A 13,023-nucleotide genomic window follows, 5' to 3' on the forward strand; every position below is an offset into this window, starting at 1 on the left:
GACGCTTTGCCTGTGAACCCTGTAACTGATCAACCTGTCGCCGTCACGCTGAGCCGCCCTGCGCGGATTCGCCTGGAATTGAAAAACCTGCTCGCTCTGGCGCTGCCAATCATCATCGCGCAACTGGCGACCACGGCCATGGGCTTTGTCGATGCGGTAATGGCCGGGCGCGTCGGGCCCAAGGACCTGGCGGCAGTGGCGCTGGGCAACTCGATCTGGGTTCCGGTGTTTTTGTTGATGACCGGCACCCTGTTGGCCACCACGCCAAAAGTCGCGCAGCGCTTCGGCGCAGGCAAGCACAGCGAAATTGGCCCGATTGTGCGTCAGGCGTTGTGGCTGGCATTGGTAGTCGGATTGATCGCCACCTCGATGCTGGTCGCCGCCGAGCCGGTGCTGCATCTGATGAAGGTCGATCCCGAATTGATCGGCCCGTGCATGCAATATCTGCACGGCATCGCCAGCGGCTTGCCGGCGGTGGCCTTCTATCACGTGCTGCGCTGCACCAGCGACGGCATCGGCCGCACCCGCCCGGCCATGGTGCTGGGCCTGTGCGGTCTGGCATTGAACATCCCGCTGAACTACATCTTCATCTATGGCCACTTCGGCGTACCGGCCATGGGCGGCGTCGGCTGCGGTTGGGCCACGGCGATCGTGATGTGGGTAATGGCGCTGGGCCTGGCCGGGTACGAACGCTGGGCACCGGCCTATCGCTCGAGCGAATTGTTCAGCCGTTTCGACTGGCCGCAGTGGGCGGTGATCAAGCGTCTGCTGTCGATTGGTTTGCCGATCGGCATCGCGGTGTTTGCCGAGTCGAGCATTTTCGCAGTGATTGCGCTGCTGATCGGCAGCCTCGGCGCGACGGTAGTGGCCGGGCATCAGATCGCGCTGAACGTCAGCTCGCTGGTGTTCATGATTCCCTATTCGCTGGGCATGGCGGTCACTGTACGTGTCGGCCAGGCGCTGGGCCGCGAGGAACCGCGTGAAGCGCGTTTTGCCGCTGGAGTTGGCATGGGCACGGCGCTGGCCTACGCCTGCCTGTCGGCGAGCCTGATGCTGGCGCTGCGCGAGCCGATTGCGGCGATCTATACCGCTGATCCGACGGTGATTCACATTGCCGCGATGCTGATTGTCTATTCGGCGCTGTTCCAGTTTTCCGATGCGATCCAGGTGACCGCCGCCGGCGCACTGCGTGGCTATCAGGACACTCGTGTGACGATGATCCTGACTCTCTTCGCCTACTGGGGCATCGGTCTGCCGGTCGGTTATGCGCTGGGCCTGACCGATTGGCTCGGCGAGCCACGCGGTCCGAGCGGTTTGTGGCAGGGTTTGATCGTCGGCTTGAGCTGCGCGGCGCTGATGCTGTCAATCCGGCTGACACGCAGCGCGCGCAAGCGGATTCGGATCAGCCGTTCGGCGGGCTAAGACTTACTCAGAACAAAAATGTGGGAGCGAACCTGCTCGCAAATGCGCTGTGCCAGTCAGAGCTAATGTCGACTGACACTCCGCTTTCGCGAGCAGGCTCGCTCCCACAGTTGTTTTATGTCTAGCTACTGCTAGGCGTGCTTCTTGCGAATCCAGTACAGATAAGTACCGGCCTCTTCCTGCTGGCTGACCAGTTCGTGGTCAAGAAACACGCAGAACTTGGGGATATCGCGCTTGGTCGAGGGATCGGTGGCGATCACCTTGAGCAGGCCGCCGGGCACCAGGTCGCGAATGTGCTGGTGCAGCATCATCACCGGTTCCGGGCAATTGAGGCCGGTGGCGTCGAGGGTGCCATCGACCGGGGTATCGATCATTTCACTCATGGTTCACTCCAGAAACTGGCCGGCATTGTCGCGCATTGCTTGGGATATCGTCCAACCCATGTGGGAGCGAGCCTGCTCGCGAAGGCAATCCGTCAGTCAACACATCGTTGGCTGCCCCACCGCTTTCGCGAGCAGGCTCGCTCCCACAGGTTCAGTGTTGTGTCAGCGGGATTTGGTTTTTTTGCTGTCGTGCCGGCGCAGATGGCAAGTCACTTCCTCGCGGTCGTGGTACAGCTGCTTGCAGCCGATATCAACCTTGATCCCACGTGCCTTGAAACCATCGGCAATGCGCTCGAGCAGACGTTTCACTTCGGCATAACGCTGTTTCATCGGCAGCTTCAGGTTCACCACTGCTTCGCGGCAATGCCCCTCGCCGATCCATTCTTCCAGCATCGCCGCGTTGCGCGCCGGTTTCTCGACGATGTCGCAAACCATCCAGTCCACCGGCTGCTTCGGCTTGAAGGTAAAACCGTCCGCCATCAGATGCTGGACCAGCCCGGTTTCCATCAGGCTTTCAGCCATCGGGCCGTTGTCGATCGCCGTCACCAGCATGCCCCGGTTGACCAGTTGCCACGTCCAGCCGCCCGGCGCGGCGCCGAGGTCAACGCCAGTCATGTCACCGTGCAGGCGGTCTTCCCACTGATCACGTGGAATGAAGTGATGCCACGCTTCCTCCAGCTTCAAGGTCGACCGGCTTGGCGCCTCGCGAGGAAACTTCAGGCGCGGAATGCCCATCGGCCACATCGCCGAGTTGCCGGCATCGGCCATGCCGAGAAACACCTCGCGGCCACTTTTGAAGGTCAGCAACAAACGCGGCTTGCTGGCGTCTTCCACCAGTTTGCCGGCGGCGGTCAGTGCCTTGCGCAGCGGGCCTTCGAACTTTTTGCAAAAATTCGACAGTTCCTTGCCGTCATTGGTATCGACCACTTCCAGCCAAAGGCTGCCAAACACCGGGAAATCGGCCATGTGCGCGAGGATCACGCTGATCCGGTCGTTTTCCGGCAGATCGATGAAAAAGCCGCGCGCCCACTGCCGCGGGAAGATCAATTCGGCGAAACGCTGACCGCGCATCAGGCGTTCGGCGCCGTCCGCTTCAGTGCAGACAAACTCGGCGCAGGCCGCCGCCGTTTTGGCTTTGGCGTAACCGGCCACATTGAGACGGGCGGCCAGGTCGGAAATTTCCGAACAGACTTCGCCTTCGAAGCCGGGCCGGCAATGCATGAATAGGGTGTTCATTCTTACTCCTGGGCAACGGTCGATCATTCGGCCGCTGCGCGATGCTCAAGCCTTGCGTTACCGCAATGCCTGTCACGAAAACCGGCGCATGATAGCCGAAGTCGGAACCTTGGTTCCGTCCATAGAGTCCAGTTATTAGCCAGCTACTCAAAACAGGGCTAGGTTTAGTGCTCTGCCCGTCCCCTCAGTCCGTAGCCGTGCGGACTCAAAGGAGTGATCGTAATGCCGTCCCTCGATAGTCTGAAGTCACTGAAAACCCTACAGATCGACGCCACGACCTACCACTATTTCAGCCTGCCGGAAGCCGCCAAAAGCCTGGGCGACCTCGACAAGCTGCCGATGTCGTTGAAGGTCCTGCTGGAAAATCTCCTGCGCTGGGAAGATGAAAAAACCGTCACCGGCGCTGACCTCAAAGCCATCGCCGCGTGGCTCAAGGAGCGCCGCTCCGATCGGGAAATCCAGTACCGCCCTGCCCGAGTATTGATGCAGGACTTTACCGGGGTCCCCGCCGTAGTCGACCTCGCCGCCATGCGCGCGGCAATGGCCAAGGCTGGTGGCGACCCGCAGCGGATCAACCCGTTGTCGCCGGTGGATCTGGTGATTGACCACTCGGTAATGGTCGACAAGTTCGCCAGCGCCAGTGCGTTTGAACAGAACGTCGATATCGAAATGCAACGCAACGGCGAGCGCTATGCCTTCCTGCGCTGGGGCCAGAGTGCGTTCGATAACTTCAGCGTGGTACCCCCGGGCACGGGCATCTGCCACCAGGTCAACCTTGAATACCTCGGGCGCACCGTGTGGACCAAAGAAGAGGATGGCCGCACCTACGCCTTCCCGGACACGCTGGTCGGCACCGACTCCCACACCACCATGATCAACGGTCTCGGCGTGCTCGGCTGGGGCGTTGGCGGGATCGAAGCGGAAGCGGCAATGCTCGGGCAACCGGTGTCGATGCTGATTCCGGAAGTGATCGGCTTCAAACTGACCGGCAAACTCAAGGAAGGCATCACCGCTACCGACCTGGTGCTCACCGTGACGCAGATGCTGCGCAAAAAAGGCGTGGTCGGCAAATTCGTCGAGTTCTACGGCGACGGCCTCGCCGACCTGCCTCTGGCCGACCGTGCAACGATCGCCAATATGGCTCCAGAGTACGGAGCGACATGCGGCTTCTTCCCGGTCGATGATGTCACGCTGGAATACCTCCGCTTGTCTGGCCGGCCGCCGGAAGTGGTGAAATTGGTCGAGGCGTACACCAAGGCTCAAGGCCTGTGGCGGCTGCCGGGTCAGGAGCCAGTGTTCACCGACAGCCTGGCGCTGGACATGGGCAGCGTCGAAGCCAGTCTGGCCGGGCCGAAACGTCCGCAGGATCGCGTCTCACTGCCGAACGTCGCGCAGGCTTTCAGTGACTTCATCGACCTGCAATTCAAACCCACCAGCAAGGAAGAAGGACGTCTGGAAAGCGAGGGCGGTGGCGGCGTCGCCGTGGGTAACGCCGATCTGGTCGGCGAAGCGGACTACGAATACGAGGGCAAGACCTATCGCCTGAAGAACGGCGCCGTGGTCATCGCCGCGATTACCTCCTGCACCAACACCTCCAACCCGAGCGTGATGATGGCGGCGGGGTTGCTGGCGAAGAAGGCTGTAGAGAAAGGTCTCACACGCAAGCCGTGGGTCAAAAGCTCGCTGGCCCCCGGTTCGAAAGTCGTCACCGACTATTACAAGGCTGCCGGCCTGACGCAGTACCTCGATCAGCTCGGTTTTTCATTGGTCGGCTATGGCTGCACCACCTGCATCGGCAACTCCGGGCCCCTGCCGGAGCCGATCGAGAAAGCTATTCAGAAGGCCGATCTGACCGTCGCATCAGTCCTGTCCGGCAACCGCAACTTCGAAGGTCGCGTACACCCGCTGGTGAAGACCAACTGGCTGGCTTCTCCACCGCTGGTTGTCGCCTACGCATTGGCCGGCAGCGTGCGCACCGATATCAGCAGCGAACCGCTTGGCGAGGATCAACAGGGCAATCCGGTGTATCTGCGCGATATCTGGCCGAGCAGCCGGGAAATCGCCGAGGCGGTGAATCAGGTCAATACGGCGATGTTTCACAAGGAATACGCCGAAGTATTTGCCGGTGATGAGCAATGGCAGGCCATCGAGGTGCCGCAAGCGGCGACTTACGTGTGGCAGGACGATTCGACCTACATTCAGCATCCACCTTTCTTCGACGACATTTCCGGCCCTCTGCCGGAAGTGAAAGACGTCAAAGGTGCGCGGGTATTGGCTTTGCTCGGTGATTCGGTAACCACAGACCACATCTCCCCCGCCGGCAATATCAAGGTCGACAGCCCCGCTGGGCGCTATCTGCAGGAGAAAGGTGTCGAGCCGCGCGACTTCAACTCCTACGGTTCACGTCGTGGTAACCATGAAGTGATGATGCGCGGCACGTTTGCCAACATCCGTATTCGCAACGAGATGCTGGGTGGCGAGGAAGGTGGCAACACGATTTACATCCCCACCGGGGAAAAAATGGCCATCTACGATGCAGCCATGAAATACCAGGCGTCGGGCACGCCATTAGTAGTGGTTGCCGGTCAGGAGTATGGCACCGGGTCGAGCCGTGACTGGGCGGCGAAAGGCACCAATCTGCTGGGTGTCAAAGCCGTGATTGCGGAGAGCTTCGAACGTATTCACCGCTCCAATCTGGTCGGGATGGGCGTGCTGCCGTTGCAGTTCAAGCTTGATCAGAATCGCAAGAGTCTCAATCTGACCGGCAAAGAGACGTTCGAGATTTTGGGATTAACCGGCGTCGAGCTGACGCCGCGAATGAACCTGCCGTTGATCATTACTCGCGAGGATGGGCGTCAGGAGAAGATCGAAGTCCTGTGCCGCATTGATACGCTGAATGAGGTTGAGTACTTCAAATCGGGGGGGATCCTGCATTATGTGTTGCGGCAGTTGATTGCTTCGTGACGGGATGACATTCGCGCAGGCTGTGATCTTTTTGACTTGGCTTTTAAAAGCAGGATCAAAAGATCGCAGCCTTCGGCGGCTCCTACATTCAGACGAAAAAAAACCCGCCGAAGCGGGTTTTTCCCAAGACCATTATCGACTCCCTGTCGGCAGCGATCCTTGCGATGGTCGATCGTCCATGATCCTGAAACACTCCCTGTGTCTCAGTTGATGTGTGTAGATTACCCAGTGGATCCAATCAGCAATAGTCGTAAAAGCTACCAATGCGTGTAAGACATTCGCCATACAGACACTTCCGAAAACCCTTAGGCCCGTCAGGCACCGCCGCTTTCACGAGCCCTGGCGCTCTCGGCGAGAAACTGTTCAAGCCTGCTCAACTGCTCCTCCCAGCCGCGACTGTCCATGTAATACGCCTCTTTCTGACGGATATCAGGGATGTGCGCGAAGCCGGATTCCGAGACCTTCAGTAGAGTGCCGTCTTCGAAGTCCTGCAATTCGAATTTGACCAGTGTGGTCGGCTCCTGTGAGTAGTCGATTTTCGGGTTGACCGCATACGGGTGCCAACGGAAAGAAAATAACTGCTGCGGCTCGACCCGCTCGATCAGCACATTCCACAAAACGTGTTCATAACCGGGGTACGTGACCTGACCTTGCGTCCATTCGCCGGCGATGAATCGCCTCCCCTCGAGCGCCACGCCGAACCACTGGCCAAACGCTTCGGCATCGACCAGTGCACGCCAGACGTGGGAACGCGACGCCTTGAGCGTGATCTTGCGTTCGAAACTGTTAGGTACTGGTTTCATACGTCACCTCCTGTTCTGAACACTAGGCTTGTATGACCACATGTCCAATACGAAGTTGTATCCAGGCGCTGCAAACATCGATTCGAGCGGACACATCCTGCGGTAGTTTGCGCTCTGTGATCGGCGCCGCTTGACCTGTTATCTTTCCAGCGAATCCGCAGTAACAAGGACGAATCATGCAGCCCTCTCTCGCCGATCGGTATCGCGGCGCCCTCCTCGGCCTGGCTTGCGGCGATGCGGTCGGCACAACAGTTGAGTTCCAACCGCGAGGATCATTCCAGCCGCTGAGCGACATGGTCGGCGGTGGTCCGTTCCAGCTCAAGCCAGGGCAATGGACCGATGACACTTCAATGGCACTCTGTCTGGCCGAGAGCCTGCTGAGCAGAAACGGTTTCGACGCGGCTGATCAGATGGGCCGCTATCTCAATTGGTGGAAATGGGGATACCTGAGCTCCACCGGTGAATGTTTCGACATCGGCATGACCGTCAGCCGAGCGCTGGAACAGTATCAGCGAACCGGGGAGCCTTTCGCAGGGTCGACTGATCCGTTGACAGCTGGTAACGGGTCACTGATGCGGTTGGCGCCCGTTGTGCTGTTCTATTTTCCCGACCTTCGAAAGATCCAGACCTTTGCTGCCGACAGTTCCCGCACAACCCATGCGGCGCCGGAGGCAATTGAGTGCTGTCTATTGCTGGCTGATCTGATCGCAAGAGCGCTTGAGGGTGCGGCGAAAACACAGCTTCGCCGGTCGCAGCTGCTCCAGCTTTCCCAGCCCAAGGTGGTTGCGCTTGCGCGAGGTGACTACCTGGGCAAAGCGGAAAACGAAATCAAAGGCAGCGGTTATTGCCTGCAATCGCTGGAAGCCGCTTTATGGTGCTTTCACCAGACGCAGACGTACGCCGACGCGGTGTTGAAAGCGGCCAATCTCGGTGATGATGCGGATACAACTGCTGCTATTGTGGGTCAGTTGGCAGGTGCTTACTACGGAGCTCGGGCAATTCCCGAGCACTGGCTGGAGCGGCTGCATGAAGGCGAGGAAATCACCGCCACTGCGGATCGCTTGCTTGAGGCCTCCCGGCTACGTACATAATTATCGATTCACTTTTCCACTGGATACAGCGAGAACCTTATGTCAGCGCGTCTGCTTCTGGCCTCTGCGCCCTTTTTGTTTTCCCCTTTCGCCCATGCCGCCGTCGATTGCGCCAACGCCAACGATCAGGCGACGATGAATCAGTGCGCGGGGCAAGCATTCAAAGCGGCAGACAAGGAGTTGAATACGCTCTATCAGCAGATCACCGCGCGCCTTAAAGACAACCCGGACGGAAAGAAGCTGCTGGTCAACGCGCAGCGGGCGTGGGTCAGCTTTCGGGATGCCGAGTGCAAGTTTTCGGCATCCGGGGTGGACGGCGGGAGCGTTTATCCATTGATTTACAGCGATTGCCTGACGGACATGACCAAAACGCGCATCGAGTCGCTCAAGCAATATTTGAAATGTGAGGAAGGTGATATGAGTTGCCCGGTACCCGGCTCGTAGTCACAGGCTCCGCTTGCGGGAGCCTGTGCTGTGAAACCGTTACACTCAGACGTGAGGATCCCCCGGCGCTTTGCTCGGCGCCGCGTATTGCGGCTTGAGGTGGCCATCCTGATCGAGTAACCAGGCGTCCATGATCTGCCGCACGACTGGACCGGCAACACGACCACCCGCCTCGCCGTTTTCGATCATTACCGAGATGGCGATCTTCGGATGTTCGGCCGGTGCGAATCCTACAAACAGTGCGTTGTCACGGTGGCGCTCCAGGGTTTTCTCGCGGTTGTAGCGCTCCCCCTGCTTGATCGCCACCACTTGCGCCGTGCCACTCTTGCCGGCGATGCGGTATTGCGCACCCGCAGCGGCCGCACGGGCAATGCCTCGAGCATCGTGCATGACCATCTGCATGCCGTGGTTGACCTGCTCCCAATCGCGCGGATCCTTGAGCAGGATGTTCGGCATCGGGTGCTCGTCAACCGGCGCTACGCCGTCGACCGATTTGGCCAGGTGCGGCCGATTCCATATCCCTTTGTTGGCGATAAGTGCCGTAGCTTGGGCCAATTGCAGGGGTGTGACCTGCATGTAGCCCTGGCCGATGCCCAAAATAACGGTTTCACCGGGATACCAGGCCTGCCGCCGCGTCGCGCGCTTCCAAGCCTGCGATGGCATCAGACCGGGGGATTCTTCAAACATGTCCAGCGAGACTTTTTCACCGAGGCCGAACATCGCCATGTAATCGTGCAGACGATCGATGCCAAGCTTGTGCGCCAGGTCGTAGAAGTAAGTGTCGTTGGAGCGCATGATCGCCGCGTCCATATCCACCCAGCCGTCACCGCTGTGGTTCCAGTTGCGGTATTTGTGGTCGAAATCCGGTAGTTGGTAGTAGCCGGGGTCGAAGACCCGGGTTTGTGGGGTCACCACGCCAGCGTCCAGGCCTGCAATTGCGACTTCCGGTTTGATCGTCGAACCTGGGGCGTACAGGCCGCGCAATACACGGTTGAACAGCGGCCGGTCGATGGAATCGCGCAGCGCCGAGTATTCCTTTGAGCTGATCCCCGTGACGAACAGATTCGGATCGAAGCTGGGGTTGCTGACCATGGCCAGCACTTCTCCGGTGGATGGATCAAGAGCAACCACGGATCCACGGCGATCGCCCAACGCGGCTTCGGCGGCTTCCTGCAATTTCACGTCGAGGCTCAGAACTATGTTTTTGCCAGGCACCGGATCGGTGTGCTTGAGTACCCGCAGCACTCGGCCTTGAGCGTTGGTTTCGACTTCTTCGTAACCGACATGGCCATGCAGCTGCGCTTCATAGAAGCGCTCGATACCGGTCTTACCGATGGATTGCGTGCCGCGGTACTCCACGGAGTCGAGGGTTTTCGATTCTTTTTCATTGATCCGGCCGACATAACCGATCGAATGAGCGAAATGTGCACCTAGGGGATAGTGCCGGACAAACTGCGGTTCGACATCAAGGCCTGGCAAACGGAACTCGTTAACCGCCAACACGGCGATTTGCTCCTCCGTCAGCTCATAAAACAGGGTGACCGGTGTGAACGGATGCCGGGATTGCTTCATCGCCTTATCGAATATCGTGCGGTCTTCAGCAGGCAAGTGCAGCAAGTTGATGACTTCGTCCAATTCTTGATTGACGTCGGTGGCACGCTCACGGGTGATGGTCAGGTTGTAGCTGGGGCGATTGTCGGCGAGCAACACACCGTTGCGGTCGTAGATCAATCCACGCGTTGGCGGTATCGGGAGGACATGGACGCGATTGTTTTCGGAGATGGTCGAGTGGTAGTCGAATTCCACGACCTGAAGGATGTACAGGCGCACCACCAGAGCACAGCTGATGGCGAAGACGAACAGAGCACAGGCAATCAATCGTTTATTGACCAGCCGCGTCTCTTTTTCATGGTCCTTGATCGGGATTGGTTCAGGCATTTCTACAGCAACTCTTTGACATAAAATGAGTGCCGATCCGTGGGCAGGACATCAGTCCGTTAAAAAAACGAGCTGCACCATACCAAAACTGGCCGTGCACTTCAGGATGAATTTCCCTGATGGCACCCTGGAAACTTTCTCGCAGGCAAAACAAAACCCCAACTGCTTTCGCAATTGGGGTTTCGGAATTTAATCTTGACGATGACCTACTCTCACATGGGGAAACCCCACACTACCATCGGCGATGCATCGTTTCACTGCTGAGTTCGGGATGGGATCAGGTGGTTCCAACGCTCTATGGTCGTCAAGAAATTCGGGTACTGACTCGTGACCAGATGGTCTCGCTTCAGCAAATTGGGTATGTGACAGCTTTCGGTGTTTGTGCGCTTCGAACTTTCGGTTCGTTTCGTCTTCACACACCGCAATCTGGTCTCTTTCGAGTTCGCAAATTGCTTGGGTGTTATATGGTCAAGCCTCACGGGCAATTAGTATTGGTTAGCTCAACGCCTCACAGCGCTTACACACCCAACCTATCAACGTCGTAGTCTTCGACGGCCCTTCAGGGAACTCAAGGTTCCAGTGAGATCTCATCTTGAGGCAAGTTTCCCGCTTAGATGCTTTCAGCGGTTATCTTTCCCGAACATAGCTACCCGGCAATGCCACTGGCGTGACAACCGGAACACCAGAGGTTCGTCCACTCCGGTCCTCTCGTACTAGGAGCAGCCCCTCTCAAATCTCAAACGTCCACGGCAGATAGGGACCGAACTGTCTCACGACGTTCTAAACCCAGCTCGCGTACCACTTTAAATGGCGAACAGCCATACCCTTGGGACCGGCTTCAGCCCCAGGATGTGATGAGCCGACATCGAGGTGCCAAACACCGCCGTCGATATGAACTCTTGGGCGGTATCAGCCTGTTATCCCCGGAGTACCTTTTATCCGTTGAGCGATGGCCCTTCCATACAGAACCACCGGATCACTAAGACCTACTTTCGTACCTGCTCGACGTGTCTGTCTCGCAGTCAAGCGCGCTTTTGCCTTTATACTCTACGACCGATTTCCGACCGGTCTGAGCGCACCTTCGTACTCCTCCGTTACTCTTTAGGAGGAGACCGCCCCAGTCAAACTACCCACCATACACTGTCCTCGATCCGGATAACGGACCTGAGTTAGAACCTCAAAGTTGCCAGGGTGGTATTTCAAGGATGGCTCCACGCGAACTGGCGTCCACGCTTCAAAGCCTCCCACCTATCCTACACAAGCAAATTCAAAGTCCAGTGCAAAGCTATAGTAAAGGTTCACGGGGTCTTTCCGTCTAGCCGCGGATACACTGCATCTTCACAGCGATTTCAATTTCACTGAGTCTCGGGTGGAGACAGCGCCGCCATCGTTACGCCATTCGTGCAGGTCGGAACTTACCCGACAAGGAATTTCGCTACCTTAGGACCGTTATAGTTACGGCCGCCGTTTACCGGGGCTTCGATCAAGAGCTTCGCGTTAGCTAACCCCATCAATTAACCTTCCGGCACCGGGCAGGCGTCACACCCTATACGTCCACTTTCGTGTTTGCAGAGTGCTGTGTTTTTAATAAACAGTCGCAGCGGCCTGGTATCTTCGACCGGCATGAGCTTACGGAGCAAGTCCTTCACCCTCACCGGCGCACCTTCTCCCGAAGTTACGGTGCCATTTTGCCTAGTTCCTTCACCCGAGTTCTCTCAAGCGCCTTGGTATTCTCTACCCAACCACCTGTGTCGGTTTGGGGTACGGTTCCTGGTTACCTGAAGCTTAGAAGCTTTTCTTGGAAGCATGGCATCAACCACTTCGTCACCCAAAGGGTAACTCGTCATCAGCTCTCGGCCTTAAGATCCCGGATTTACCTAAGATCTCAGCCTACCACCTTAAACTTGGACAACCAACGCCAAGCTGGCCTAGCCTTCTCCGTCCCTCCATCGCAATAACCAGAAGTACAGGAATATTAACCTGTTTTCCATCGACTACGCTTTTCAGCCTCGCCTTAGGGACCGACTAACCCTGCGTCGATTAACGTTGCGCAGGAAACCTTGGTCTTTCGGCGTGGGTGTTTTTCACACCCATTGTCGTTACTCATGTCAGCATTCGCACTTCTGATACCTCCAGCAAGCTTCTCAACTCACCTTCACAGGCTTACAGAACGCTCCTCTACCGCATCACCCGAAGGTGATACCCGTAGCTTCGGTGTATGGTTTGAGCCCCGTTACATCTTCCGCGCAGGCCGACTCGACTAGTGAGCTATTACGCTTTCTTTAAAGGGTGGCTGCTTCTAAGCCAACCTCCTAGCTGTCTAAGCCTTCCCACATCGTTTCCCACTTAACCATAACTTTGGGACCTTAGCTGACGGTCTGGGTTGTTTCCCTTTTCACGACGGACGTTAGCACCCGCCGTGTGTCTCCCATGCTCGGCACTTGTAGGTATTCGGAGTTTGCATCGGTTTGGTAAGTCGGGATGACCCCCTAGCCGAAACAGTGCTCTACCCCCTACAGTGATACATGAGGCGCTACCTAAATAGCTTTCGAGGAGAACCAGCTATCTCCGAGCTTGATTAGCCTTTCACTCCGATCCACAGGTCATCCGCTAACTTTTCAACGGTAGTCGGTTCGGTCCTCCAGTCAGTGTTACCTAACCTTCAACCTGCCCATGGATAGATCGCCCGGTTTCGGGTCTATTCCCAGCGACTAGACGCCCTATTAAGACTCGCTTTCGCTA

General features: G+C 57.6%; 8 protein-coding genes and 2 rRNA genes (1 of these 10 cut by a window edge). 4 read left to right on the top strand and 6 right to left on the bottom strand.

The window, feature by feature from the left end:
- The first annotated feature begins 12 nt into the window (after nt 1-12).
- Entirely contained in the window at nt 13-1,422 is a 1,410-nt protein-coding gene (locus AB4N53_RS10885) for an MATE family efflux transporter (protein WP_460120426.1), read from the top strand.
- Nucleotides 1,423-1,553: 131 nt separating this feature from the next.
- Here AB4N53_RS10885 and tusA read toward each other — a convergent pair whose 3' ends face one another.
- Together tusA and rlmM are read right to left on the bottom strand one after the other, a co-directional pair.
- Nucleotides 1,554-1,805, bottom strand: coding sequence for a sulfurtransferase TusA (gene tusA, locus AB4N53_RS10890; RefSeq protein WP_460120427.1), 252 nt, complete (start codon nt 1,803-1,805; stop codon nt 1,554-1,556).
- Nucleotides 1,806-1,967: 162 nt separating this feature from the next.
- Entirely contained in the window at nt 1,968-3,041 is a 1,074-nt protein-coding gene (gene rlmM / locus AB4N53_RS10895; protein ID WP_460120429.1) for a 23S rRNA (cytidine(2498)-2'-O)-methyltransferase RlmM, read from the bottom strand.
- Nucleotides 3,042-3,263: 222 nt separating this feature from the next.
- Here rlmM and acnA point away from each other — a divergent pair, with 222 nt between their 5' ends.
- On the top strand, nt 3,264-6,005 hold the full coding sequence (gene acnA, locus AB4N53_RS10900) for an aconitate hydratase AcnA (protein ID WP_460120431.1): 2,742 nt from the start codon (nt 3,264-3,266) through the stop codon (nt 6,003-6,005).
- A 314-nt stretch (nt 6,006-6,319) separates the two neighbouring features.
- Here the strand turns inward: acnA and AB4N53_RS10905 are convergent, their stop codons facing one another.
- Nucleotides 6,320-6,808 (bottom strand): SRPBCC family protein, encoded by a 489-nt coding sequence (locus AB4N53_RS10905; protein ID WP_016775506.1) that lies wholly within the window; start codon nt 6,806-6,808, stop codon nt 6,320-6,322.
- A gap of 176 nt (nt 6,809-6,984) precedes the next feature.
- Here AB4N53_RS10905 and AB4N53_RS10910 point away from each other — a divergent pair, with 176 nt between their 5' ends.
- Both AB4N53_RS10910 and AB4N53_RS10915 read left to right on the top strand, forming a co-directional pair.
- A complete protein-coding gene (locus AB4N53_RS10910; RefSeq protein WP_460120434.1) occupies nt 6,985-7,899 on the top strand; it encodes an ADP-ribosylglycohydrolase family protein in 915 nt (304 codons plus the stop codon).
- 39 nt (nt 7,900-7,938) lie between these two features.
- Complete coding sequence (locus tag AB4N53_RS10915) at nt 7,939-8,343, top strand: lysozyme inhibitor LprI family protein (RefSeq protein ID WP_460120436.1); 405 nt, start codon at nt 7,939-7,941, stop codon at nt 8,341-8,343.
- Nucleotides 8,344-8,388: 45 nt separating this feature from the next.
- Here AB4N53_RS10915 and mrdA read toward each other — a convergent pair whose 3' ends face one another.
- The 3 genes from mrdA to AB4N53_RS10930 all read right to left on the bottom strand — a co-directional run.
- Nucleotides 8,389-10,281, bottom strand: coding sequence for a penicillin-binding protein 2 (gene mrdA / locus AB4N53_RS10920; RefSeq protein ID WP_460120438.1), 1,893 nt, complete (start codon nt 10,279-10,281; stop codon nt 8,389-8,391).
- 193 nt (nt 10,282-10,474) lie between these two features.
- Nucleotides 10,475-10,590 (bottom strand): 5S ribosomal RNA (gene rrf / locus AB4N53_RS10925).
- Nucleotides 10,591-10,745: 155 nt separating this feature from the next.
- Nucleotides 10,746-13,023 (bottom strand): 23S ribosomal RNA (locus tag AB4N53_RS10930) (it continues 616 nt past the right edge of the window).

This window comes from Pseudomonas sp. H3_E04 (assembly GCF_054668915.1).